Annotated in this window: 20 protein-coding genes; 17 read left to right on the forward strand and 3 right to left on the reverse strand. The window is 37.7% G+C overall.

Annotation, left to right across the window (positions count from 1 at the left end; all coding sequences use genetic code 11):
• The first annotated feature begins 224 nt into the window (after window positions 1-224).
• The 5 genes from ruvA to IGK54_RS00310 all read left to right on the forward strand — a co-directional run bounded on the left by ruvA (window position 225) and on the right by IGK54_RS00310 (window position 6,684).
• Window positions 225-839 (forward strand): Holliday junction branch migration protein RuvA, encoded by a 615-nt coding sequence (gene ruvA / locus IGK54_RS00290; protein ID WP_002359241.1) that lies wholly within the window; start codon window positions 225-227, stop codon window positions 837-839.
• Between the two features lie 12 nt (window positions 840-851).
• The gene (gene ruvB, locus IGK54_RS00295) at window positions 852-1,868 is read left to right on the forward strand and encodes a Holliday junction branch migration DNA helicase RuvB (RefSeq protein ID WP_002381340.1); all 1,017 of its coding nucleotides are present in this window, start codon (window positions 852-854) and stop codon (window positions 1,866-1,868) included.
• Between the two features lie 141 nt (window positions 1,869-2,009).
• On the forward strand, window positions 2,010-2,708 hold the full coding sequence (locus IGK54_RS00300; RefSeq protein ID WP_430603100.1) for an N-acetylmannosamine-6-phosphate 2-epimerase: 699 nt from the start codon (window positions 2,010-2,012) through the stop codon (window positions 2,706-2,708).
• 176 nt (window positions 2,709-2,884) lie between these two features.
• Window positions 2,885-5,224 (forward strand): alpha-glucosidase, encoded by a 2,340-nt coding sequence (gene ygjK, locus IGK54_RS00305; protein WP_002386404.1) that lies wholly within the window; start codon window positions 2,885-2,887, stop codon window positions 5,222-5,224.
• A 677-nt stretch (window positions 5,225-5,901) separates the two neighbouring features.
• Window positions 5,902-6,684: a Cro/Cl family transcriptional regulator gene (locus IGK54_RS00310; protein WP_430603102.1), complete on the forward strand. Its 783-nt coding sequence runs from the start codon at window positions 5,902-5,904 to the stop codon at window positions 6,682-6,684.
• 42 nt (window positions 6,685-6,726) lie between these two features.
• Here IGK54_RS00310 and IGK54_RS00315 read toward each other — a convergent pair whose 3' ends face one another.
• The gene (locus IGK54_RS00315) at window positions 6,727-7,380 is read right to left on the reverse strand and encodes a Crp/Fnr family transcriptional regulator (RefSeq protein WP_002356081.1); all 654 of its coding nucleotides are present in this window, start codon (window positions 7,378-7,380) and stop codon (window positions 6,727-6,729) included.
• A gap of 273 nt (window positions 7,381-7,653) precedes the next feature.
• Between IGK54_RS00315 and IGK54_RS00320 the strand changes: the two genes are divergently transcribed.
• The 8 genes from IGK54_RS00320 (at window position 7,654) to IGK54_RS00355 (ending at window position 12,548) form a co-directional block, all read left to right on the forward strand.
• Window positions 7,654-8,547, forward strand: coding sequence for an SDR family oxidoreductase (locus IGK54_RS00320; protein WP_002356084.1), 894 nt, complete (start codon window positions 7,654-7,656; stop codon window positions 8,545-8,547).
• Between the two features lie 12 nt (window positions 8,548-8,559).
• Window positions 8,560-9,132: an alkaline shock response membrane anchor protein AmaP gene (gene amaP, locus IGK54_RS00325; RefSeq protein WP_002381343.1), complete on the forward strand. Its 573-nt coding sequence runs from the start codon at window positions 8,560-8,562 to the stop codon at window positions 9,130-9,132.
• A 12-nt stretch (window positions 9,133-9,144) separates the two neighbouring features.
• Entirely contained in the window at window positions 9,145-9,336 is a 192-nt protein-coding gene (locus IGK54_RS00330) for a DUF2273 domain-containing protein (RefSeq protein WP_002356087.1), read from the forward strand.
• 12 nt (window positions 9,337-9,348) lie between these two features.
• The gene (locus IGK54_RS00335) at window positions 9,349-9,861 is read left to right on the forward strand and encodes an Asp23/Gls24 family envelope stress response protein (protein WP_002383483.1); all 513 of its coding nucleotides are present in this window, start codon (window positions 9,349-9,351) and stop codon (window positions 9,859-9,861) included.
• A 58-nt stretch (window positions 9,862-9,919) separates the two neighbouring features.
• Window positions 9,920-10,480: an Asp23/Gls24 family envelope stress response protein gene (locus IGK54_RS00340; protein ID WP_002356090.1), complete on the forward strand. Its 561-nt coding sequence runs from the start codon at window positions 9,920-9,922 to the stop codon at window positions 10,478-10,480.
• Between the two features lie 23 nt (window positions 10,481-10,503).
• The gene (locus IGK54_RS00345; protein ID WP_002356092.1) at window positions 10,504-10,746 is read left to right on the forward strand and encodes a GlsB/YeaQ/YmgE family stress response membrane protein; all 243 of its coding nucleotides are present in this window, start codon (window positions 10,504-10,506) and stop codon (window positions 10,744-10,746) included.
• A 366-nt stretch (window positions 10,747-11,112) separates the two neighbouring features.
• Window positions 11,113-12,348 carry an MFS transporter gene (locus tag IGK54_RS00350; RefSeq protein ID WP_002356101.1) on the forward strand — a complete coding sequence of 412 codons (1,236 nt, stop codon included), beginning with the start codon at window positions 11,113-11,115 and terminating at the stop codon, window positions 12,346-12,348.
• Between the two features lie 20 nt (window positions 12,349-12,368).
• A complete protein-coding gene (locus IGK54_RS00355) occupies window positions 12,369-12,548 on the forward strand; it encodes a hypothetical protein (protein ID WP_002381345.1) in 180 nt (59 codons plus the stop codon).
• A 155-nt stretch (window positions 12,549-12,703) separates the two neighbouring features.
• Here the strand turns inward: IGK54_RS00355 and IGK54_RS00360 are convergent, their stop codons facing one another.
• Window positions 12,704-14,188: a helix-turn-helix domain-containing protein gene (locus tag IGK54_RS00360; RefSeq protein ID WP_002359246.1), complete on the reverse strand. Its 1,485-nt coding sequence runs from the start codon at window positions 14,186-14,188 to the stop codon at window positions 12,704-12,706.
• Window positions 14,182-15,669 (reverse strand): helix-turn-helix domain-containing protein, encoded by a 1,488-nt coding sequence (locus IGK54_RS00365; RefSeq protein WP_142957468.1) that lies wholly within the window; start codon window positions 15,667-15,669, stop codon window positions 14,182-14,184. Before IGK54_RS00365 ends, IGK54_RS00360 begins: the two co-directional genes overlap by 7 nt.
• A gap of 78 nt (window positions 15,670-15,747) precedes the next feature.
• Here IGK54_RS00365 and IGK54_RS00370 point away from each other — a divergent pair, with 78 nt between their 5' ends.
• From IGK54_RS00370 to IGK54_RS00385, 4 genes are all read left to right on the forward strand, one after another.
• Entirely contained in the window at window positions 15,748-15,897 is a 150-nt protein-coding gene (locus IGK54_RS00370) for a hypothetical protein (RefSeq protein WP_002363506.1), read from the forward strand.
• 482 nt (window positions 15,898-16,379) lie between these two features.
• The gene (fss1, locus tag IGK54_RS00375; RefSeq protein WP_430603105.1) at window positions 16,380-22,478 is read left to right on the forward strand and encodes a fibrinogen-binding MSCRAMM adhesin Fss1; all 6,099 of its coding nucleotides are present in this window, start codon (window positions 16,380-16,382) and stop codon (window positions 22,476-22,478) included.
• A 273-nt stretch (window positions 22,479-22,751) separates the two neighbouring features.
• Window positions 22,752-23,666 (forward strand): diacylglycerol/lipid kinase family protein, encoded by a 915-nt coding sequence (locus IGK54_RS00380; RefSeq protein WP_002407569.1) that lies wholly within the window; start codon window positions 22,752-22,754, stop codon window positions 23,664-23,666.
• Window positions 23,667-23,747: 81 nt separating this feature from the next.
• Window positions 23,748-25,253, forward strand: coding sequence for a helix-turn-helix domain-containing protein (locus IGK54_RS00385; RefSeq protein ID WP_002379255.1), 1,506 nt, complete (start codon window positions 23,748-23,750; stop codon window positions 25,251-25,253).
• Window positions 25,254-25,351 lie beyond the last annotated feature (98 nt).

The raw sequence follows: 25,351 nt of genomic DNA on the forward strand, positions 1-25,351 counted from the left end.
CATAAAATTATTGTCTACTAGGGAGAGCGTGTTGATCTGTCTTCTGTTAGTTATTAATTATTGTTTGCTTCATCAATAGAAAGCTGTTTTATAAAGAGTGTTTTCAGACTATTAGTATAGATTGCTCATAGGAATATTTGCAAACGATGAAGATATCGCTTAAAATAAATGAATCAAGTAAAATGGAACATATGTACGCAATCAGCAATTGGAAAGGTGACAACATGTACGAATATATTATTGGAAAAGTAACGTTTGTTAGCCCATACTATATTGTCGTTGAAACAAATGGCATTGGCTATCAGATTTCAGTCGATAACCCGTATCGCTATTCAGGAAAAATGGATACGGACATTAAACTATATCTTCACCAAGTCGTGCGGGAAGATGCACAACTTTTATTTGGTTTTGGCAGTTTAGAAGAAAAACAATTGTTCTTAAAATTAATCAGTGTCTCTGGAATTGGCCCTAAAAGTGGTTTGGCTATCATGGCTTCTGTGGCTGATCATGGTGGTTTAATCAATGCAATTGAAGGGGAAGATGTTACATATTTAACGAAGTTCCCAGGTGTTGGCAAGAAAACAGCCCAACAAATGATTTTAGATTTAAAAGGAAAACTAGGCGAATTAGAGTCTTCCGAAGCAGCGGTGGCTGCCATGACCGCAACCGAAGCGGTGACAACAAGCAATCAAGCATTGGCAGAAGCGTTAGAAGCATTAAGTGCCCTAGGCTACAGTGACCGAGAGATTAAGCGTATCACTAAGCAATTGGAAGCGTTAGGTGAGACAACGACAGATGTTTATTTGAGCAATGCGTTAAAATTCATGATGAAACGCTAAGGAGGAATAACGATGACAGAAGAAGAACGGTTGCTTTCAGCTGCAAGTCAAGAAGCAGAAGCTTCAATTGAAAAATCGTTACGTCCACAATTTTTAGCACAATATATTGGTCAAGACAAAGTAAAACAAGAACTAACGATTTATATTGAAGCGGCGAAAAATCGGAATGAAGCGTTGGATCATACCCTTCTTTATGGTCCACCAGGTTTAGGGAAAACGACAATGGCGATGGTCATCGCCAATGAAATGAATGTGAACATTCGTACCACAAGTGGACCAGCCATCGAACGGGCGGGAGATTTAGTCGCTATTTTGAACGAATTAGAGCCTGGTGATGTGTTATTTATCGATGAAATTCATCGTTTGCCGCGAGTTGTGGAAGAAATGCTGTATTCCGCAATGGAAGATTTTTACATTGATATCATGGTCGGTCAAGGAACCACGGCACATCCCGTTCATTTTCCATTACCGCCTTTTACTTTAGTGGGCGCTACCACACGGGCAGGGATGCTTTCAGCGCCATTACGAGATCGTTTTGGGATTATTTCTCACATGGAGTATTATCAAGAGCAGGATTTAAAAGAAATCGTTCTTCGTTCCGCGGATATTTTTCAAACGGAGATTTTTGAGGAAGGTGCCTTTGAAATTGCGCGCCGCTCAAGAGGAACCCCCCGAATTGCTAACCGTTTGTTAAAACGTGTCCGTGATTTTGCACAAGTCCAATCAGATGGCAAAATCGACCGAGCGATTGCAGACAAAGCGTTAACCTTACTGCAAGTGGACCATCAAGGCTTGGATTATGTCGATCAAAAATTGTTGAAAACAATGATTGATTTATACGGCGGCGGTCCGGTTGGTTTAAGTACCTTGTCTGTAAACATCGGTGAAGAAACCGAAACGGTGGAAGATATGTATGAACCCTATCTTATTCAAAAAGGTTTCATTAAACGAACACCGCGAGGACGAATTGCAACGCCATTTGCGTATGCACATTTTGGGTATGATTATTTAGAGGGTCGTAAAAATTAAAAATAAGTCAAAAGAAAGCAAGCCCTAACCGCTTGTTTTCTTTTGTTTCACGTGAAACGTTTGTTCTTATTTAGAAGAGTGGCATATTTCAGCTGTTGTAGGTATACTGTGTTTGTAATCGCTTTTAAATTGGAGGGATCAATGTTGAATAAAGAAATCAAAGGGGCATTAATTGTTTCTTGCCAAGCGTTGGCAGACGAACCGTTGCATAGTTCTTTTATCATGTCCAAGATGGCTTTGGCCGCTAAACAAGGAGGGGCTAAAGGCATTCGAGCAAATTCTGTGGTAGACATTCGAACAATCCGGAAAGAGGTTGATTTACCAATCATTGGGATTATTAAACGAGGTTATCCTGGCGCAGAAGTATATATTACCGCAACTATGCGTGAGGTAGATGAATTAATGGCTGTTCAGCCAGAAATTATCGCTCTCGATGCAACCCATTCGAAACGACCAAATGGCGAAACGTTAGCCACATTTTTCAAAAAAATAAAAGAAAAGTATCCTAACCAAGAATGGATGGCGGATTGTTCCACGCTGGAAGAGATGATTGAAGCGGCGGAGTTAGGCTTTGATTATATTGGCACAACGTTAGTCGGCTATACGCCGCAAAGTGAAAATCAGCGGATTGAACAAAATGATTTTGAACTGTTAAGAGAAGCAAAGAAGCATTTTACTACACCAATCATTGCAGAAGGAATGATTGATACGCCAGCAAAAGTCCAACGTGTTCTGGAGCTAGGTGCTTATAGCGTGGTGGTGGGATCTGTTATTACACGACCGCAAAAAATTACTGAAAAATTTGTGGAAGCTACGAAAATAAAACAGAATCAAGCATAAACTAAATACACTATCGATACACTCGTTATTTTTTGATCAATACACTTCGATACGGTCGCTTTTTTTCTAGAGAAAGTTGAATCTTTCAATAATAAAAAGGGATACACTCCATTTGGCATAGTCCTTGCTGATAATAAATCAGTGTATAAAGCGCTATCATTTTATAGGAGGGTTTTATGAAGGGTTTATCAAAAAAGAAACGGGTGTCTACTTGGTTAGCGTTAGGAATCACCGTAGTCAGCTGTTTTGCGTTAAGCGGGGAAGTGCAAGCAAGTGTTGAAAGAACAAAAGTTGATGAATTTGCAAATGTTTTAGATGTGAGTGCATCACCAACCGAACGGACGAATGGCGTATACGATACCAATTATTTTAATAATTTTTCTGATTTAGGTGCATGGCATGGCTACTATTTACCTGAAAAAAGCAATAAAGAGCTACTGGGTGGTTTTGCGGGGCCATTGATTATTGCGGAAGAATATCCAGTAAACTTGGCGGCAAGTTTAAACAAATTAACGGTCAAAAATAAAAAAACGGGAGAAACCTATGATTTAAGCCAAAGCAACCGCATGGACCTGTCTTATTATCCTGGGCGCCTAGAGCAAACCTATGAATTAGACGATCTAACGATTCATTTAGCTTTAATTTTTGTCAGCAATCGAACGGCGCTTATCCAAACGACACTTGAAAACACTGGTGAAGAGCCCTTGTCACTTGAAGCAAGCTGGACAGGTGCGGTCTTTGACAAAATTCAAGAGGGAACGGAAACCTTAGATATTGGCACTCGTTTAACTGCTAAAGACAATGACATTCAAGTGAATTTTGGTGAAGTCAGAGAAACGTGGAATTATTTTGCTACGAAAGACACAAAATATACGATTCATCATGCGGATAAAGTTTCAACAAAAATTGATAATCGGAATTATACAGCAACCGCTGAACCAATTGAATTGAAGCCTAAACAAACGTACAACACCTATACGACAGAAAGCTATACTTTTACAAAAGAAGAAGAGGCAAAGGAACAACAACAAGCACCCGAATACACCAAAAATGCGGCGCGCTATTTCAAAGAGAACAAGCAAAGATGGCAAGGATATCTAGATAAAACGTTTGATCAAAAGAAAACAGCAGAATTTCCTGAATATCAAAATGCGCTAGTCAAATCGATTGAAACGATTAATACCAATTGGCGAAGCGCGGCAGGTGCCTTTAAGCATGACGGGATTGTTCCGTCCATGTCTTATAAATGGTTTATTGGTATGTGGGCTTGGGATTCGTGGAAAGCGGATGTAGCAACGGCTGATTTTAATCCTGAGTTAGCTAAAAATAATATGCGGGCCTTGTTTGATTATCAAATTCAAAAAGATGATACCGTACGTCCACAAGATGCAGGAGCGATCATTGATGCTGTCTTTTACAATCAAGACAGTGCGCGTGGTGGTGAAGGTGGCAACTGGAATGAACGAAATTCTAAACCACCATTGGCTGCATGGGCAGTTTGGCATATTTATCAAGAAACCAAAGATAAGGAATTTTTAAAAGAAATGTATCCCAAACTTGTGGCTTATCATAATTGGTGGTATACCAACAGAGACCACAATAAAAATGGGATAGCAGAATATGGAAGCATGGTCAGTGATGCTCACTGGCAAAAAGACGACAAGGATCAAATCATTAAAGATAAAAATGGCCAACCTAAAGTGGATGATGATGCTGTTATTGAAGCAGCCGCGTGGGAAAGTGGCATGGATAACGCTACACGGTTTGACAAAGAAGGTGTGGGCAAAGGCGATGTCGGAGTTAAAGTTTTTGAAAATAAAAATAAAGGAAAAGTAGTGGGGTATTCAATTAATCAAGAATCAGTGGATTTGAATGCGTATCTCTACGCTGAAAAGGGCTATTTAGCTTCAATAGCAGAGGAATTAGGCAAAAAAGAGGACTATAAGAACTATCAAAAAGAAGCGAAGAAACTAAAAAAATATATTCAAGAAAATATGTTTGATGAAAAAACAGGCTTCTTCTATGACTTACAAATAAATGAAGACGGCTCGAAAACGAAATTGTTAGTCAATCGTGGCAAAGGAACAGAAGGCTGGTTGCCGCTCTGGGCAAAAGTAGCGACCAAAGAACAGGCGGCGGCAGTTAAGAAAAACATGATGAATCAAGAAATGTTCAATACCTTTATGCCATTCCCAACGGCATCCAAAGACAATGAAAAATTTGCTGCAACGAAATATTGGCGGGGACCAGTTTGGCTTGACCAAGCCTTGTTTGGTGTAGAAGCTCTTCAAAACTATGACTATACAAAAGAAGCAAAAGAAATGACACAAAAACTCTTCTTACATGCCGAAGGATTGATGGGAGAAGGCCCTATTCATGAAAATTATGATCCACTGACAGGGAAGGGCTTAAGTACGAAAAACTTTAGTTGGTCAGCAGCAGCATACTATTTACTGTATAAAAACACCTTATTAAGTAATAACCCCACAACGCAAACCGCTTTTGAAATAAAATAGAAAAACAGCTCTTGAGAAAATATCACTCAAGAGCTATTTTTTTCTTCACTTGCTACAATCTGTTTCCCTCTGATTTAATTAAATGTAATTTATTTGTTTAAATAAATATATTTCAAATAATTAAATAAAATATCTAAAAATAAACGATATGTACTTTTATTAAAAATGTTATTTAATAAAAATGAAATAGATATTAAATGGAATTGATTGTACAATGGTTAGTGAAGAGTGGGTTTAACGGAACCGAGTAATAAGAAATAAACTAATATTGAAACCAAACATTGCGACACCTCCTGCTCTAAGTTATGTTGAATTTCATTATAAGACAGATATCTTAGTTTCTTCAAGAACGAATTAGAAAAGTTTTTTTTAATTTGTTGACGTCTAACAATTATAATGTGCAAAAAAATAATTCAAACAAATATATTATTTGATTATTTGGTAATATTAAAGTTCGTAAAAATAATTTTTTATAAAATGTTATATTTTAGTTAATAAAAAAATAATACTTAATATTAACTTATTAATAGAAAGGAGCATATTATGGATGTGTTAGAGGCATTAAAGTATTTTAGAAAAAGAAAAAAATTGCTCAGAAAGATGTTTTACCAAAAAAAGGGAAACAAACCTATCGAAGAATCGAAATTGGTGAAGCCAAGCTAAGTTACGAGGATTTAATGACAGCATTACAGTCACTGGGGATTACCTTTAATGAATTTTTTCATATGGTCTCTGAAACAAGAAGTACGGCTTCATCTAAAATTATGCATCAAATTGAATGTTGTCAAATGGGGTTGAACAATACAAGTGAAAAAAAGAACCTGATTCATTACTTTTATCAATTAGAGCGCAATCCCCACAAAAACGCAGTAGAGATGTCTATTTATACAGATATTAAGCTAACTTTCAGTAATGATTGGGAGGAAATTCCAGAATTTGATGAAACCGATCGAATGGCAATTCTCGCACTTATCTCTAGCAAAAGCTACTATACATATTACGATTATCAAATGGTGACTAATACAGGGGCGTTATTTTCTGAAAACGAAGTCCTTCAGATTCTTGAGCAGATGTTTCCTGTCAAAGATGCTGAATTACGTGATACCCAAACATTAAATGTCGCCTATGGTTTTTACCTAAATATCATTACAGCGCAACTTTATAAGAAAAATTATGCGAAAGCCCGGGAATATTTAGCGCTAATGAGTGTTACCACGATTCCTGCTGAAATCTACTATATTCATTTTAACTTACGTTACTTAAAAAATCTTACGTATTATCTGTACACTGGCAAAATGAGATATTATAAAGAAGTAATCGCCGTTATTGATATGATTGAAAGTTTTGGGGATGCACGTTTGGCGGAAGGCATGAAAAAAGAAATGCTTCAGCTGACGGCTGGTCGGACATTTAATTTAGATTATGGACAATTTCCTGTGAATATTGTCACTGAAAAATAAAAAGCACCCCCCGCAAGGTCAAACTTGCGGGGGGTGCTGATGTTAAACAATAATGTTATCTCTAATCATATCTAAATCTTTAATCAAAATTTTGCGGTTACGTAATTCGATTGCCCCTAACTCTTTTAGTTGCTGCATCATCCGGTTAACGCTACTAGCAGAAGTTATCCCACAAAAATGCGCAATTTCTTCATTGGTCACCACGAAATCAATTAAAATACCTTCCTCTGTTTCTACGCCAAATGAATCGTACATTTCATAGATTTGTGTACAAACGGCCCCAAATTTGCCATTCATTAACATTTGCTGCATCTTTTTCATGGAATGCATTAAACGGTCCCGATAGTATTCTTTGACATACATTTGCAAGTCTTTACTATTATTGATATCCCGCCAAAATTGAACACGGTCGATTTGGTAAAGTTCTGCTTGTGGAGATTCGATGCGAATATTAAAAGGTGCATCAATAAATTCTGAATATTCATCACGTAGCAATGAAACAATTTCCAAATTGTTGATATAACGTAAATTAAATTCACGACCGTCTTTGGAAATAACGCTAGTTTTGATGATGCCACTTTTTAAAATATAGGCATAACGATCTTGCAGTCCTTCATAAGTTAAATAATTTTTCTTCTTTTTTACAACGACTCGAAAGGAATGTTCATCTAAGTAGTCTTGTAAAACATTTCTCATTGGCGGTAACTCCTCAATTATCTCTAAATATTTTTGTTTTTGCCTGTTGGGCTTCTTTCTTATTTAAGCGAATTGGACATCATATGTCAATAACAAATGTTGATAAAAAAGGTCAATTAAACGCTATTTTGAAAAATAAAATCAGCTTTTAGATAATTTTGCCAAAAATTTCGCTTAATGAGTATTAAAAATATTTTTTTTATTTTATGTGCTCAAATATTTTTCAAAAAGAAAAAATTGTATTAAGGTAATAGTAGAAAGGGAGGAGATTTAATGACAGAACCAAACTTAAAAGACCCAAGAAAGTTATTTTATAGTGATGGATTTCCGCAACAAGATCAAGAAACTCCCGCATTACAGGACAAAATGGTCCCTAAACCAGATTGTGGGGAAGACAGCTATGTCGGAAATCACAAATTAGAAAATCGTCGGGTATTAATTACAGGCGGTGATTCTGGGATTGGACGAGCTGCGGCGATTGCTTTTGCTCGTGAAGGCGCAGATATCGCCTTACATTTTTTCCCAGGTGAAGAAAAAGACGCCGAAGAAGTGGCGCACTATATACGAGAAGCTGGCCGAAAAGTCGTTCTTTTGCCAGCAGATTTAAGAGATAAACAGGCACCTGAAAAATTGGTTGCACAAGCTCATGAAGCATTAGGCGGCTTGGATACCCTTGTTTTAAATGCAGCTCAACAAATTTCCTGTGCCGCTATTGAAGAATTACCAATGGAACAAGTGATAGACACTTTCCATGTTAATATTATTGCGATGTTTGGCATTGTCAAAGCAGCAGTGCCTCACTTGCCTGCCGGAAGTAGCATTGTGACAACGACTTCCGTCCAAGCCTTTAATCCCAGTGAGCATTTGTTGGATTATGCAGCAACGAAGGCATCAATTGCCAACTTTACCGTTGGTTTAGCAAAACAACTGGCACCAAAAGGCATTCGGGTAAATGGCGTGGCTCCAGGACCAATCTGGACACCGTTACAGTTAGATCATGGACAACCAATTGAAGAGTTGCCAGAATTTGGGCAACATTCTTTACTGGAACGTGCGGGTCAGCCTGCTGAATTAGCCCCTGTTTATGTTTTCTTGGCGTCCAATGATGCAAGTTATGTTACGGCTCAAGTTTATGGCGTAACTGGTGGAGAAGCAATTAATCTTTAGGAGGGATGTTCCGTGAATAAAGTTGTTAAAATACTTTTGCTTTTAGGTTCACTGATTTTAATGGCATTATTTGGCGCGGTGGCCATCACCACTTGGTCAGCCGATACAGCTTGGCAACCACCAGATAATGTCCAATGGTTCTTGCAAGACAACGAGTACGCACGTCAAGCAATCTTTTGGGTAGCGCTGGTTTTACTAGGAATTATGCTCTTTCTATTTTTATTCATTCTTTTATTCCCAAGAAGAAAAGGCACGTTTGAATTAAAAGAAGAGCAAGGAAAGTTAGTGTTACACCGTAAAGCCATCGAAGGATTTGTACGCTCTAGCTTGCAAGACAGTGACTTTCTGGAAGCACCAACCATTCGTGTAAAGGCGACAAAACGGCGCATTAAGGTCAATGTCAAAGGCACACTGAAACGAACGGCAGATTTAATTGGACAAACAGAAGCTTGGTCAAAAACAATGGAAGAACGGCTTGCTCGTTTGGTGGGAACTGGTCACAAGATTACGATTGATGTTCATTTTGAAGATATTCAATCAATGAAACGACCACAACAACAGCAAACACAAGCACGTGTGGAGTAGGAGGGATGTACAATGGTTGAATGGATAAAACAATATGCCGTTCCGTTAATTGGTGGCCTAGTCGGCTTAGTTTTTGCAATCTTGTTTCTGTCAATCGGCTTCTTTAAAACATTGTTAGTAGTACTCCTGACAGGACTAGGTATTTGGCTAGGTTTGTATTTGGAACAGACAGGCATTGTCAAAAATTATTTTCATCATAAATAGGAGGTTTTGGCTATGGAAAATGCAAATGTATCGATTGTTAAAGGTGAGTTGACGTTTGAGGATAAAGTAATCCAAAAAATTATTGGCATTGCTTTGGAAGAAGTCGACGGTTTGTTAACTGTGGACGGTGGTTTTTTCTCGAATTTACGAGATAAAATGATTAATAGTGAAGATGTTACAACAGGCATTCACACCGAGGTCGGCAAAAAACAAGTCGCAGTGGATATGGACATTGTAGCCGAATACGGGAAAGATATCGAGACCATTTATGATCAAATGAAAGAGGTTATTACTCGTGAAGTCCAACAAATGACTCACTTGGAAGTAATCGAAGTCAATGTCAACGTAGTAGATATCAAAACACAAGCAGAGTACCAAGAAGAAAGTGAAACAGTCCAAGATAAACTTGGCAACGCCGCTGAAGCGACAGGTAGTTTTATGTCAAAACAAACCAACAAAGCCAAACATGCGGTAACTAAAGGCAAGACAAAAGTCAAAGAAAACACGGCACCTCGTGTTCAATAATGGGTTATTATTTTATTAAAAATAAAGCAATAATAGAAGAAACTAGGAGGAATGAACCATGAGTAACGAAAAATTCAATAATGTACCAAAACCAGCAGGAAACGGACCACACACACCAGAAGATCATGCAATTAAAGGTGAATTAACATTTGAAGATAAAGTCGTTCAAAAAATTATCGGTTTAGCCTTAGAAAATGTCGATGGTCTATTAACAGTCGATGGCGGCTTTTTCTCAAATATTGCTGAAAAATTAGTAAACACAGATAACGTCACAGCGGGTATTGATACCGAAGTTGGTAAAAAACAAGTCGCTGTTGATATGGATATCGTGGTAGAATACGGCAAAGATATTCAAGACATTTACGAAAAAATGAAAGAATTAATCAGTCGTGAAGTGAAAAAAATGACCCACTTAGATGTGATTGAAGTGAATGTTAACGTAGTCGATATCAAATCAAAAGAAGAATACGAAGAAGATAGCGAAACGGTTCAAGATAAAGTCACAGGCGCTGCCAAAAGTACCGGTGAATTTGCTTCTGAACAAACAGAAAAAGCAAAAAAAGCTGTGAATAAAGGAACAGAACAAGTCAAAGAAAACATGGAACCACGTGTAGAATAAACGGTTAAAAGGAGGAAACAATCATGGGCTTTATTTGGGCATTAATTGTCGGTGGTGTCATTGGGGCAATCGCTGGAGCAATTACTAAAAAAGGATCATCGATGGGCATTATTGCCAATATCATTGCAGGGTTAGTTGGTTCAACAATTGGTCAAGCCATTTTAGGCACATGGGGACCAAGCTTAGCTGGGATGGCTATTGTGCCATCGATTATCGGGGCAGTGATTTTAGTTGCCATCGTTTCATGGATTTTAGGACGAAAATAGAGAAAGTTTAAAAAAATAGGGCATAAGTCGTTTCGGCTTATGTCCTATTTTTCTTTTTCTATGTATGAGGAAGTTTCGTATGAAAAGTAAATTTTGAGCAATTAGCCAAGAGCTTATTTTAATTAAAATCATTAATCATTTTGGCTTTTCAACAAAAATCAACAACATTTGTTGAAGTTATTTGTAGATAACGTTTATCATTCACAAATTTACATTTTTTTGTAACGGATATCTCGTATAGTAATAACTGCAAATGAATTTCAGAAAATTTTTTGATAAGTCATCAAAGTGAGGGGATAGCGGTCTTTTATTGAAAAATAGCAACACAAAATAAACAGAACAAAAGAGAGAGGAATTCAAAGAATTATGACAGAACAAACACCAACAAAGCTTTTGAATAAAGGCTTTATCAGTATTACAGTGATTAATTTCATTGTCTATCTTGTTTATTATTTATTAATGGTTATTATTGCGGTGATTGCGCAAGATAGCTTACATGCTACTTTAGGTCAAGCGGGTCTGGCCTCAGGAATTTACATCATCGGGACATTGCTTGCACGACTTTTCATGGGAAAACTCCTTGAACTGATTGGGCGCAAACAAGTCTTACGTTATGGGGCTTTGTTTTATCTTTTAACGACTGTTGCGTATATGTATATGCCAAGTATGGGCATTCTTTATCTGGTCCGTTTTTTAAATGGGTTTGGTTACGGAACCGTTTCGACAGCGACCAACGCAATTGTTACCGCCTATATCCCTAAAAATAAAAAAGGGGAAGGGATCAATTATTATGGGTTGAGTACTAGTTTAGCAGCCGGCATTGGGCCATTTATTGGGATGTTATTGTTAAATGTTTCCAACTTCCATGTCATTATTAACTTTTCAATTATTTTAATTTTGTTAACAACCATTGCTTGCTTCATTTTCCCAGTGAAAAATATTGAGTTAACACCTGAACATCGTGAAGCTTTATCTAAATGGAATTTTGATAGTTTTGTTGAAAAGAAAGTTTTATTTATTACATTTATCGCCTTTTTAATGGGTCTTGCTTATTCAAGTGTCTTATCTTTCTTATCTTCTTATGTCAAAGTAATCGATTTAGTTGACGTCAGCACCTTCTTCTTTATCGTCTATGCAGTCGTGATTACCTTAACACGTCCATCGACAGGTCGGATTTTCGATGTCAAAGGTGAACGCTACGTCATGTATCCGAGCTACATTTTCTTAACACTAGGCTTATTCTTATTAAGTATGACTACGTCTGGTTGGATGTTATTAGTTTCAGGTGGGTTAATTGGCTTAGGTTATGGTACTTTTATGTCAAATGGCCAAGCGGTTTGTCTTCAAGAAAGCCCAAGTCCTCACCGTATCGGGATTGCTTTATCAACTTATTTCATCGGTTTAGACCTTGGATTAGGGGTTGGTCCGTACGTTTTAGGTGAATTACGTAACTTTATGTCATTCCAACAAATGTACTTCTTAGCAGGCTGTATCCCAATCGTTTGTACTATTTTATATATGGTCTTCCACAAAGCTAAAAATGATGCCAAAGATTTGTCTCTTGAAACGATTGAAGAGATTGAACACGGCTCAGAACTATAAATGGACAAGGAGTGATTTCAATGCCTAACGATGAACGGATTTTAAACGTTTTACAACAAACACTAACGGAAATTCAACGCATGAACACGCGTTTAGCTAAAATTGAAACAGAGTTAGCCGATGTCGATCAACATCACGCGACTTTGGATCATTACTTGCAAGAGCTAGAATTGGTGACAGAAAATAACAACGTCATGTAAAGTGAGTAGTTAGTAAATGAATGTTCTACGTTTCGGTATCACTAGAGTGGAACATTGAAAATTTTCGTAAAAAACGCCAAAAGGTAGCAGTTTTTCTGCTACCTTTTGGCGTTTTTTGTAATTTTTATCACTTAAAATGTTTCACGTGAAAACTTTTAAAAGTGGCGTGGACTTTGTTTGGTGACAATTTGTGTATTTAAATTTTCTAAGCTTTGCGCTAGTTCACCAATGCTAGCAGAAAAATCAACATAATAAGTGGGAACCGTTGATTTGACACTAACTTCTGAAAAGATATCTGTAATAATTACATCGAAAGGCTTTTCTGGTGAAGCGACAAAAATTAATTTTTTATCCACGGCTTTACTTAGCTTTTCATAAAGGGTATCTAAAATTAAATTACTTTGATTGGTCCTTACTAAGACACGAATCGGTGGTAAAGATTTCGTTTTCAATGTACAAAAAAGAATAAACAAGCAGTCAACTAACAATTTTTCATTGCCAATCAATGTCGGAAGCATTTCGATTGTAAGTCGCTTCACATCTTTGTAGAGACTTGGATTTTTTTGAAGCGCTTCTTTTAAAAAGCTTTCTTGTACAAATGGATTGGCAATCGTGACAAAGGTCTTAAAAAAGACACTTAAATTTTGGATAGAAGTATATAGATAAAGATACTCGTGAAATGTCAATTTAATTTGATAAAAAGACGTTAGTTGATAAATGATCTCTTTAATGGGTGAGCCTAATAGCTGGACCATATGCATCCGTGCTGCTGGAATTTCCAAGACATCTTGTGTAGCGTAGCTGACACTAATCGTCAATAAGAAAAAGGCAAAAAGGCCTTCTTTTTGTATAAATTTTGTTGGAACTTGGTGTAAGGCTTCTTCTTTAAAAAACAATTCAAATTCACTCAGATTAACAAAGGGATTAACAATCGCTTCTTCCTCCACGAAAGTTTCTTTGATAAAAAAGCCCTCTTTCCAACGCGCTAAAATCACCGCAGAAAAAATTAAGTCTTTTGTAAAATCTTGTGTTGTATTGAAAGAAACAGAGTGTTTTAAACGTCGAAAGAGACTATGGACTTCTTTTTTAGTAATCGTGTGCAACGGCCAATCCCCTTCAGAGTAATTGTTCCAAAAAAGCATCATAAAGAAAATCCGGATATCTTTTTCTTTGCCCACCAACACATTGGTACGTTTTAAATTGATTTCAATCTGATATTTTTGGAGCCATTGGTTTAATTGTCCAATTTTTCGCGTAAAGGTTGATGAAGAAATTTCTAGGACTTTTTCAAAATGTTTGCTATCAATTGCATTATGGTTAAAGGCATAGGTCAGTACTTGATACGCGAAACTTTTTTTGACAAAGTAGGGCATCAAAAACGACAGTTGGAAATAGGGTGCAAACCAAAATGTGATTTCTTTGGCATTTGCTGATAAAGAAAATAAGTTCTCCCAGCCGTTTTTTTCAATTTCTGTTTGGAGCAAAGCTACAGATTGTAGAATGGTATTTTGTTGCATTTTTAATTGAGTCGCTAAAGTAGAAATCGCCAATGTTTGTTCTTCTGCTTCACGACGTTCGAGTAACTCTTCTAAAAGAGCAAAACTTTTACGATAAGGTACATCAAGTAACCCTGTTAACATCCGATTCCCTCCAAACTGTTTTCCCCACGCAATTTAGCAAAATAAATTTTGCGAACTACTTGTTTTAGGTTATAGTATTCGTCTAAATAAGGAACGGGATGCCAATAAAAGGTTTTGCTGGCGTGAAAAAGCGGATTATTTTTGTCAGTAATGACTAGGTCAGGCACTTCTTGAATATGATTGACGAATTTCAAAGGAACATCACAATAATTATTGATTTCCTTTGCTAACCAATTTTCTTGTATCTGATTAATAGATGAATGAAGCAAAATTTTAACAGGAATTTGTTTGTTTAATAAAACACTCCGAATAATTAAAAAAATGGTTTCTTTAAATAATGCATCTAGTGGGTGCTCTTTGTCAAAAGGCAAACGCTTTAAGAAATAGTTGGTTGTTCGTGAAACATTTGGGTATTGTTTTTCATACAAAGAGACATTAGCAACCTCATAGCTCAATTCCTCTTCCACAGGGAAATGAATCAGTCGTTCACTGGCATTGGATAAATTAACCAACAAAAAGACCACTTCTATTGCGCTTAAATCCAACTGTAATTGCGTACATTTTTCAAAAATCCAAGTAGCGTGTGGACTGTTATCCATTCCCATGATCGCTAAGTTGGCAAAGTTGACCGTTTCTATTTGTTCAAGTGAATACATCGTTAGTGTACTGAAAAAATCATAGTAGAAACGAATTTCAGCCCGCCAAGTATCGGGTTCTTTTTGTTCATTAATAAAACAATCATTCACTAATAATTGAAATTCTGAATAAGGAAAGGCTAAATTGATCGTAGCAATTTCAGGATAATCGCTGATTGTAAAATCAGATTGGTAACGGAGTAAACCTATGGACATAATTAATTTTAATTTGCGTAAATCGGTATATGTAAAGTAAGGATAACGGTTTTTGATGATTTCAATAAAATTCTGCAATTGCGCTTGATTAGTCTTAGATAAAAATGGTACTAGAGAAGTTCCTGAAATGAAGAATAAGGAATAAAAGAAACTGCGAAAATCTTTTTCAGCACCACAAATTTTTTCTCGTCTTTTTAAGTTTAAATAACAATTAAATCTAGCTAGATGATTATTTAAACGGTCACTGACTTGTTTAAAAATAGAAAAGTTAATAAAGTGCTCTTCACAAAAATCTTTGGCTGAAGTGTAGCGTTTTAAAAGTAAATCCAGGGCTAACATATAGGTTAGTGACCCGCGGACAACAGCTTCTTTCATTAACTCAATCGGGATATTTTCATCGGCAACTAATTCTATGGACTGTTGATTATTAATGATGCGAATATGTACATTTTCATGTGTATTGACTCGAGAAATTAATAAAGTCAATTGATTCAATAAATTGTTGATATTGTAATGGGAAAATTCATATTTTCGCCGGAGTACTTGCATGGGGACTTTTTCTTTACTGTCATACAAGTATTCAATTAGGGAAAGCAACTGAATTTCCTGTTTGGTTAATAAGTTATGCATAATAACCACCTTTCTAATTGGTTATGATTGTTTGATTTTTCAGATAATACAGATAGGGCATTCATTTCTAAATGACATTTGACGATTGCCAGTGAAAGAACTAGTTGTTCTTATGCTACTGTATCTATTCTTAAAAATCAAGAAGAACTGAATGTGTCAAATGGAAGAAAACATGGACAAAAAATGATAGAGCAAAAAATTATTAAGAAAAACAACCAGTTTATATAAAACATTTAAATAACAAAAATGATAATTTGAGTCTGTTGATTTTTTAGCTTAAATAGCTCATACAAATAGGCTTTTTTGTCTGGTTAGTTCTTATGAAAAAAATTTAAAAAAACGGTATAGTGGAAGGAGGAATAGTAAAAATAAGAAAGGATAAGGGCGTGTTTTCATAAAGATGAAAAGGGTTTCTGGGATTTCATCAACTTTTTCTATTTGGAGGAGAAGTTGTTGATAATTTTCGATGAAAAATCCCGTTATACTCTTCTTATTCTTATAGAAGAGTCTATAGGAAAAAGCAGAAAATGAATCCGCATTCGAAGTAAGAGTGCGTTTTGAGGAGATAAAAAGAAAAGGTGTGTTGGCTGTCTGTTTTAGCAAGGAAGAAAGACAACAGAAGAGCACTCACTTATTTGGTTTAAAATAAAAAATTGGTACGAAGTGAACGTTCTCTTCTATGTGTCGTTAGTAGAGGAAGGATGAAAGAAATGAGAAAGAATGGTCCAATGGTAAACCGTTGGCTCTACGGGTTGATGTGTTTGTTACTTGTTCTAAATTATGGCACACCACTCATGGCTTTGGCGGAAGAGGTTAACAGCGATGGCCAGTTAACGTTGGGAGAAGTGAAGCAAACCAGCCAGCAAGAAATGACCTTAGCGCTTCAAGGAAAAGCACAACCAGTAACACAAGAGGTTGTAGTGCATTATAGTGCCAATGTGTCAATCAAAGCTGCACATTGGGCAGCGCCCAATAATACGCGCAAGATTCAAGTGGATGACCAGAAGAAACAGATTCAAATTGAATTGAATCAGCAAGCGTTAGCAGATACGTTAGTCTTAACGTTGAACCCTACAGCTACAGAAGATGTGACGTTTTCTTATGGACAACAGCAACGAGCGTTGACGTTAAATACTGGTACTGATCCGACAGAATCAACGGCAATCACGAGTTCGCCAGCCGCATCAGCGAATGAAGGTTCAACAGAAGAAGCATCTACAAACTCCTCTGTTCCTCGTTCGTCCGAAGAAACTGTCGCCAGCACGACAAAAGCGATAGAAAGTAAAACAACTGAATCGACGACTGTCAAACCGCGCGTAGCAGGACCAACAGATATCAGTGACTATTTTACAGGTGATGAAACAACGATTATCGATAATTTTGAAGATCCGATTTATTTAAATCCTGATGGCACACCAGCAACACCGCCGTATAAAGAAGATGTGACCATTCATTGGAACTTTAACTGGTCGATTCCAGAAGATGTGCGGGAACAAATGAAAGCAGGCGATTACTTCGAGTTTCAATTACCTGGCAATTTGAAACCTAATAAACCAGGTTCAGGTGATTTAGTTGATGCAGAAGGCAATGTCTATGGAACCTACACAATTAGTGAAGATGGTACGGTTCGTTTTACCTTTAATGAGCGAATCACGTCTGAAAGTGACATTCACGGGGACTTTTCTTTAGATACTCATTTGAATGATTCAGATGGGCGGGGCCCAGGAGATTGGGTGATTGATATTCCTACACAAGAAGATTTGCCGCCTGTAGTGATTCCAATTGTCCCAGATACCGAACAACAAATTGATAAACAAGGCCATTTTGATCGAACGCCCAATCCTAGTGCGATTACTTGGACGGTAGATATCAATCAAGCGATGAAAGATCAAACAAATCCAACTGTGACGGAAACATGGCCAACAGGGAATACCTTTAAGTCCGTGAAAGTCTATGAGTTAGTGATGAATCTTGATGGAACAATTAAAGAAGTGGGTCGCGAACTTAGTCCAGATGAATATACCGTTGATAAAAATGGCAATGTGACGATTAAAGGTGACACCAACAAAGCGTATCGTCTTGAGTACCAAACGACGATTGACGAGGCGGTTATTCCAGATGGCGGCGGCGATGTGCCTTTTAAAAATCACGCGACGTTAACAAGTGATAATAATCCAAATGGGTTAGATGCTGAAGCAACTGTTACCGCCACATATGGCAAAATGTTAGACAAGCGCAACATAGATTACGATGAAACCAATCAAGAATTCACTTGGGAAATTAACTACAACTATGGTGAACAAATCATTCCAAAAGACCAAGCAGTCATTACAGACACAATGGGCGATAATTTAACGTTTGAACCAGATTCTTTACATTTATATTCAGTGACGTTTGATGACAAAGGAAATGAAGTCGTTGGAGCAGAACTTGTGGAAGGAAAAGATTACAAAGTGGTAATCAACGGAGACGGTTCCTTTGCAATTGACTTTTTACATGATGTGACTGGCGCAGTCAAGATTGATTATAAAACCAAAGTTGATGGAATTGTCGAAGGCGATGTTGCCGTGAATAATCGTGTGGATGTTGGCACTGGTCAGCATTCAGAAGGTGATGGCACAGCCAGTCAACAAAATATTATTAAAAACACTGGCGCAGTTGATTATCAAAATTCAACGATTGGTTGGACGCTAGCTGTGAATCAAAATAATTATTTGATGGAAAATGCCGTGATTACGGATACGTACGAACCAGTTCCTGGCTTAACTATGGTACCCAATTCGTTGGTTGTCAAAGATACAACCACTGGTGCTCAGTTGACGTTAGGCAAGGATTTCATGGTAGAAATAACTCGTAATGCAGATGGTGAAACAGGCTTTAAGTTAAGTTTCATGGGGGCATATGCCAAAACAAGTGATGCTTTCCACATAACCTATACTACCTTTTTCGATGTTACCGAGTTAGACGCTAATGATCCCGCGTTGGACCATTACCGAAATACTGCTGCCATTGATTGGACGGATGAAGCAGGAAATAATCATCATTCAGAAGATAGTAAACCGTTTAAACCTTTACCTGCTTTTGATTTAAATGCGCAAAAAAGCGGTGTTTACAATGCCGTCACCAAAGAAATCACTTGGACGATTGCGGTTAATTTAAGTAATAATCGTTTAGTCGACGCCTTTTTGACGGATCCAATTTTAACCAATCAAACCTATTTGTCTGGGAGCTTGAAAGTCTATGAAGGCAATACAAAACCAGATGGTTCGGTTGAAAAAGTGAAACCAACGCAACCGTTGACGGATATCACAATGGAAGAACCAAGCGAGAAAAACCAAAATACTTGGCGTGTTGATTTTCCTAATGATAGTCGTACGTATGTGATTGAATTTAAGACGTCTGTTGATGAAAAAGTTATCGAAGGTTCGGCTAGCTATGACAATACCGCATCTTATACAAACCAAGGTTCTTCACGTGATGTGACAGGAAAAGTTTCTATTCAACATGGTGGCGAATCAGTGAAAAAAGGTGGCGAATACCACAAAGATGATCCAGATCATGTGTACTGGCATGTAATGATCAATGGCGCCCAATCGGTTTTAGACGATGTGGTTATTACTGATACACCCTCACCAAACCAAGTGCTAGATCCCGAGTCATTGGTGATTTACGGTACCAACGTAACAGAAGACGGAACTATTACGCCAGATAAATCTGTTATTTTAGAAGAAGGAAAAGATTACACACTGGAAGTTACCACCGATAATGAAACAGGACAACAAAAAATTGTCGTTAAAATGGCCCATATTGAAGCACCTTATTATATGGAATATCGTAGTTTAGTGACTTCTTCAGCGGCGGGGAGTACAGACACGGTATCCAACCAAGTGTCAATTACTGGAAATGGTTCAGAAGTCGTTCATGGGGATGACAATGGCGATGTGGTCGTTGACATTGATCACAGTGGCGGGCATGCCACAGGGACTAAAGGCAAAATTCAGCTGAAGAAAACAGCCATGGATGGGACGACTATTTTAGCAGGCGCCCATTTCCAAATTTGGGACCAAGCTAAAACACAAGTCCTACGTGAAGGTACAGTAGATGCCACCGGGGTTATCACATTTGGTGGGTTGCCGCAAGGGCAATACATTTTGGTGGAGACAAAAGCACCAGAAGGCTATACAGTTTCGGACGAATTAGCTAAAGGCCGAGTCATTACTATTGATGAAGAAACTTCAGCCGAAGGAGCACAACCAACCATTATTAAAAACGATGTCAGTAAAGTATTTTTAGAAAAAACAGATGAGAAGGGTAAAAAGTTAGTCAATGCTCGCTTTAAATTAGAGCATGCCGTAACCACGCCGTTTACTCATTGGGAAGAAGTTCCCCTTGCGCCGGATCGAACCAACGCGAATGGCCAGTTAGAGGTGGATAGTTTAAAACCGGGGCTTTATCAGTTCACAGAAATCGAAGCACCGACAGGCTATCTTTTAGACACGACACCCAAACGGTTCATTGTGACACAAAACACGAGCGGACAAATTCGTGATGTTCATGTTAAAATGCTTAATTACCAAGGTTCTGCTGAACTAATTAAAAAAGACCAAGCAGGCAATCCATTAGCAGGTGCTGAATTTTCAGTCCTTGATACCACAGGACAAGCGGTTCGAGAACACTTAGTTTCGGATGCAAACGGAAAAGTCACAGTGACGGATTTAGCCCCAGGAAAATATCAATTTGTGGAAACCAAAGCGCCAGCAGGGTACCTTTTAAACACTGAACCAAGTGCTTTCACGATTGCAGCAAGCGATCGGGGCAAACCAGCAACAGTTATAGCAACGGCTAACTTTGTTAACTATCAAGGCACGGCTAAATTAATCAAAAAAGATGTGAATGGACACTTATTAAGTGGTGCGACATTTAAAGTGCTTGATGCGAAGGGACAAACGATTCAAACAGGCTTGACGACAAATAATCAAGGGGAAATTGTTGCAGAGCACTTAGCCCCAGGAAAATATCGCTTTGTAGAAACCAAAGCGCCAACAGGCTATTTATTAAATACCACGCCAGTCCCATTTGAAATTGCTGAGAAAAATGCTGGTAAACCAGCGGTCGTTGTTGCTAGTGACAACTTTGTGAATTACAAAGGGGCTTTCCAAATCGTGAAAACGAATAGCGCAGACCAACCATTAGCAGGTGCTGTTTTTGAACTATATGATCACAATAAACAATCATTAGGGATTACAGCAACGAGTGGCAAAGATGGCAAAATTATCTTTAGAGACTTGGCGCCAGGTACCTATTATTACAAAGAAATCAAAGCACCAAAATTACCAGATGGCGCAGATTATATTATTTATCCTGAATTAGTAAAAGTAGAAATTCGTGGTGATTTCAAAGGCGACCCGGAGATCTTCCAATTAGGGGCCTTCGCCAATTTCAAAGGACGTGCCGTCTTTAAGAAAATTGATGCCAATGCGAACCCACTTCCAGGAACGATTTTTAAATTGTATCGAATAGAAAACGGGGAAAAAATCTTTGAAAGAGAAGTAACTGCTGAAAAAGATGGTTCATTGGCTATGGAGGATTTAGGCGCTGGTAGCTATGAATTAGATGAACTGGATGCAACGGATGGCTATATCGTCAATAAACAACCCATTTATTTTGTAGTGAAGAAGAATTCAAATGATAAACAACCACTAGATGAGTTAGAGTTTGTAAATTATCAAGCGGAAGTAACGGGACGTAAAGTCAACGAGCAAGGTCAAACCTTAGCGGGTGCAGTTTTTGCAATTTACAACGCCGATAATCAGAATCAGCCACAAGGTTCACCAATAACATTCTTGAATCGTGCAGGAGAGAAAGTTTCTGAAATAACAACGGACAAGACTGGCGAAATTTACGCTAAAGGGCTAAATGAAGGGCATTACGTTTTAGTGGAAACGAAAGCACCAACAGGCTATCTGTTAGACACAACGCCACATCCATTTGATGTAACCGCCCAATTAGGAAAAGAGCAGCCAATTGCTTTAGGCGATCTTATCAATTATCAAGGAACTGCTCAATTAACCAAAGAAAACGAAACAGGTGAAGCATTGGCAGGTGCGGTGTTTAAGGTCATTGATGAAACAGGGCAAACTGTAGCTGGACAAACCAATCTGATGTCTGACAAGCAAGGCAAAGTCATTGCGAAAAACTTAGCACCGGGAACGTATCGTTTTGTGGAGACACAAGCGCCAACTGGCTATCTTCTTAATGAAACGCCAAGCGCAAGCTTTACGATTGCCAAAGACAACCAAGGCAAACCAGCCACTGTGGTACTTAAAGCACCTTTTATTAATTACCAAGGTGCTGCCAAGCTGGTGAAAATTGATCAGCAAAAGAATGCCTTAGCAGGTGCTGAATTTAAAGTGACAGATGCAGAGACAGGGCAAACTGTCGCTCGTTCATTACGTTCTGACAACCAAGGGTTAGTTCAAGTGAAACACTTACAACCAGGAAAATATACCTTTGTGGAAACAAAAGCACCGGATGGTTACCAACTGTCTAAGCAAGCTGTCACATTCACTATTGCGGCAACAGCGAAAGACAAACCTGAACTCGTGGATGCGGGCACGTTTGTTAACAAGAAACAACCTGTATCCAAAAAAACAAAACCAAATCAGCCAACAACGAAACAAGCAGCTAGAGAGACAGGTTGGCTTGGTTTACCGAAAACCAACACACAAGTCAATTACTTCTTTGTCTTTATCGGCCTCCTGTTGGTCGGTTTGGCAAGTTGGCTCTTCTATAAAAAGAGCAAGAAATAAGCAAAAGCTATAAAAAAACAGGCCATCCGTCCTTTCGACGGATGGCCTGTTTTTTCATCTTAAGCTAATCAACTGAACAAAAGTAGCTCCTTCTTATTGATATTCTCAGGTAAGCCTTCATCTCAGTTTAGCCTTTGAACAGAACTTACTGGGTTCTTGGAGATAACCGCTTGTGCCTCAGCCTTTGTTTTTCGATGCTATCTTTAGGTATTTTGGCTAAAATATTGTACACTTTACATGTGCAAGAAATTTAGTTAGAGATATGAGGATAGAATGATGAAAAAGATGATGGTTTTATACAACGAAACTTCAGGAAGTAGTGAAAGTAAAGAGATTGCAGAACGCTTTAAAAAAGCTGCAGAAGCGAAAGGGGAAGCGGTTATTTTGCAACCTTCCAATCCAGACATTGATCCTGAAGAAATGCGGAAAAATGCCAAAGAAAATCAAGTGGGAGTCTTGGTCGTCATTGGTGGTGACGGGACCATTCATCATGCCGTTCAAAATTTTAAAGACACCATTCGTGACTATCAAATAGGGATTATTCCAGGTGGAACAGTCAATAATTTTGCACGTGTGTTAAGTATTCCTTTGAAAGAAGAAGACGCCTTTGAGACCATTTTGGCAGGACAGACCACACCAGTTGACTTTGGGATGGTAAATCAAGATGTGATGATTTCGACCTTAACGATTGGACTATTAGCAGATACAGCAGCAAATGTGACCCAACAGGAGAAACAAAAATATGGTCCTTTAGCCTTTACAAAGCAATTTTTCCGCTTATTAATGAAAAAGAAAAAATACAAACTAAAAATTGATGGCGATGAAAGACGTTGGCATGGCAAAGCCCAATTATTAACGATGACCATGACGAATTCTGCTGGTGGCTTTACCAATTTCGATGCCAATGCTACGCCAGATGACGGCGAAGTCCACATTATCATTTTACCTAAGTTAGTTTTTTACAAGTTTGTCTATTATTTACCTAAAATTATCAGAGGACAATTAAATGAAATTCCTGGTGTCGTGTATTTCTCTGGGAGTCAATTTAAAATTAGTGGCGAAAAAGACAAGAAAGTCCAAACACGAACAGATGGCGACCCTACTGATGATTTACCGATTAAAGTAACGGTGGAAGCTGGGGGACTCAACGTGTTTGTTCCTGAAACGTCCACATCTACGAAAGAATAAAAGAAACAACTGTTATTTTTTCGTGGAATAGATTTCTCATTTTGTGTACAATAGAACAGAAGAGAGGCAGTTGAGTGAACAGTGAAATGGGATGAATATGTTGATATATTCGATACAGATGTCGTTTCTAAAATTATTATTTTAAGAAACTTGCCAATTAATGAAGGCTGGATTGACATCAATGAGTTAGCAGAAGAATTACAATTAAACAAAAAATCAGTCAAAAAATACGTAGAACTTCTAAAAGATGACATTACGTATTATGCTGTGGATAATGATGCTTCTTTGGCTTTTGAAAAGGGGCATGGCTATCGCTTGAACTTGGCGTCTAGCCAAGCGTTCCAGAAACTTTATACAGCAATTTTTCGGGATAGTTTAACTTATCAAGTAATGGAAGATTTATTCTGGGGTCGATTTAATGGAATTGTGCCAGCGACAGCAAAGTATCATACTAGTGATGCCACGATTCGGCGCTTGCTCAAAGGGTTTACAGAAATTTTAGCACCATTGGGTTTAGTAATTAATAAAAGTACTTGGAAAATTGAAGGCAATGAAGCGTATTTGCGCCATTTTGCTTACACTATTTTTATGGACTTAATCCGTGATACTTGGCCTTTTGACTATATACAAGAAACGGAAGTCGCACAAACCGTCCAAAAAATGATGGCTTTTTTCAACGTAGAAGTTGCGGAAACGGTGACACGCCGAGTTAAATATATGGTCGCTATCTCAAAAGTCCGTAGTGCGCAAGGCGCCGAATATCGACCTTCAGCCGAGCAAGAAACTTATTTAGAAGGTAATAAACATTACCAAGCCTTTATAGAAGAGATGACAGCTACAACCCTTTTCCTTAACAAAAACGATTTAACTTTTGTGTACTTTTTCTTGTTAGCCAATGACCAATTTTATCAAGATGAAGCCACTGCACAAGCAATTTTAGCGCATTTTGATGAGACTGAAGCACCTGTTTACATGTTGACTCATTTAGTCCAACATTTCTTATTAGAAGAAATACACATGACGCCGCAATTGGAGAAAATTCGTCCGCAAATTTTTTATTATTTGTTTGCTACACATTTATTTGCCGAACTTTACTATGTCCAAAATGTGAAAATGTACAATGTCTTTTGGAATAAAGTTAAAGAAAAATATCCGGTTCTTTTAGAAGAATTAAGCCAAGGCTTAAATCAACTTTACGAACAAACAGGCAATGAATTATTTACAAATAAAGAATTTTTGGCTCTGCGTTATTCTAGTGTTTTGGCGCTTTCCGATGATTTAATTCATCGCGAACAAAAAATTGTTTTAGGTTTAAAATCAGGCTTGCCAGTACTGGAAGAAGAACGGGTGAAACTTTCGATTGAAAATAATTTTCGTCGGTTCTATGCATTGGAAGTTTTACGATACAGTGAAGCAAGCAAAGAAGAATGGCAAAATATTGATTTACTATTAGTGACTTCTTTGACAGATGTGGAAACGGGTCATCCAGAGATATTTTTACTTTCAAGTGAGTTAACGTTTGAGCAATATAATCGTTTGAACCAAAAAATAGTAAAAATTAACGAGAAAAGAACCACGTCACTTTAATAAAAAATCAAAAAAATGGGCTTTTTTGATGCATATGTCCGATAAATTGTAAAAAAATTTTTCTAAAAAGTAAAAAAAGACAAGAAGAAAACGTCAAT

Origin of the sequence: Enterococcus sp. DIV2384, assembly GCF_050534975.1 — a bacterium.
In the GTDB taxonomy this organism is placed as follows: Bacteria; Bacillota; Bacilli; order Lactobacillales; family Enterococcaceae; genus Enterococcus; species Enterococcus faecalis.

What these genes read in the sequence shown, in the direction of transcription:
- IGK54_RS00315 (WP_002356081.1), bottom strand. Translation starts at nt 7,380, where the DNA reads ATGAGAAATGTTTTACAAGACTACTTAGATGAACATTCCTTTCGAGTC.
- IGK54_RS00350 (WP_002356101.1), top strand. Translation starts at nt 11,113, where the DNA reads ATGACAGAACAAACACCAACAAAGCTTTTGAATAAAGGCTTTATCAGT.
- IGK54_RS00355 (WP_002381345.1), top strand. Translation starts at nt 12,369, where the DNA reads ATGCCTAACGATGAACGGATTTTAAACGTTTTACAACAAACACTAACG.
- IGK54_RS00320 (WP_002356084.1), top strand. Translation starts at nt 7,654, where the DNA reads ATGACAGAACCAAACTTAAAAGACCCAAGAAAGTTATTTTATAGTGAT.
- IGK54_RS00330 (WP_002356087.1), top strand. Translation starts at nt 9,145, where the DNA reads ATGGTTGAATGGATAAAACAATATGCCGTTCCGTTAATTGGTGGCCTA.
- fss1 (WP_430603105.1), top strand. Translation starts at nt 16,380, where the DNA reads ATGAGAAAGAATGGTCCAATGGTAAACCGTTGGCTCTACGGGTTGATG.
- ygjK (WP_002386404.1), top strand. Translation starts at nt 2,885, where the DNA reads ATGAAGGGTTTATCAAAAAAGAAACGGGTGTCTACTTGGTTAGCGTTA.
- IGK54_RS00300 (WP_430603100.1), top strand. Translation starts at nt 2,010, where the DNA reads ATGTTGAATAAAGAAATCAAAGGGGCATTAATTGTTTCTTGCCAAGCG.
- ruvB (WP_002381340.1), top strand. Translation starts at nt 852, where the DNA reads ATGACAGAAGAAGAACGGTTGCTTTCAGCTGCAAGTCAAGAAGCAGAA.
- IGK54_RS00335 (WP_002383483.1), top strand. Translation starts at nt 9,349, where the DNA reads ATGGAAAATGCAAATGTATCGATTGTTAAAGGTGAGTTGACGTTTGAG.
- IGK54_RS00310 (WP_430603102.1), top strand. Translation starts at nt 5,902, where the DNA reads ATGACAGCATTACAGTCACTGGGGATTACCTTTAATGAATTTTTTCAT.
- IGK54_RS00360 (WP_002359246.1), bottom strand. Translation starts at nt 14,188, where the DNA reads ATGTTAACAGGGTTACTTGATGTACCTTATCGTAAAAGTTTTGCTCTT.
- ruvA (WP_002359241.1), top strand. Translation starts at nt 225, where the DNA reads ATGTACGAATATATTATTGGAAAAGTAACGTTTGTTAGCCCATACTAT.
- IGK54_RS00365 (WP_142957468.1), bottom strand. Translation starts at nt 15,669, where the DNA reads ATGCATAACTTATTAACCAAACAGGAAATTCAGTTGCTTTCCCTAATT.
- IGK54_RS00380 (WP_002407569.1), top strand. Translation starts at nt 22,752, where the DNA reads ATGATGAAAAAGATGATGGTTTTATACAACGAAACTTCAGGAAGTAGT.
- IGK54_RS00340 (WP_002356090.1), top strand. Translation starts at nt 9,920, where the DNA reads ATGAGTAACGAAAAATTCAATAATGTACCAAAACCAGCAGGAAACGGA.
- IGK54_RS00345 (WP_002356092.1), top strand. Translation starts at nt 10,504, where the DNA reads ATGGGCTTTATTTGGGCATTAATTGTCGGTGGTGTCATTGGGGCAATC.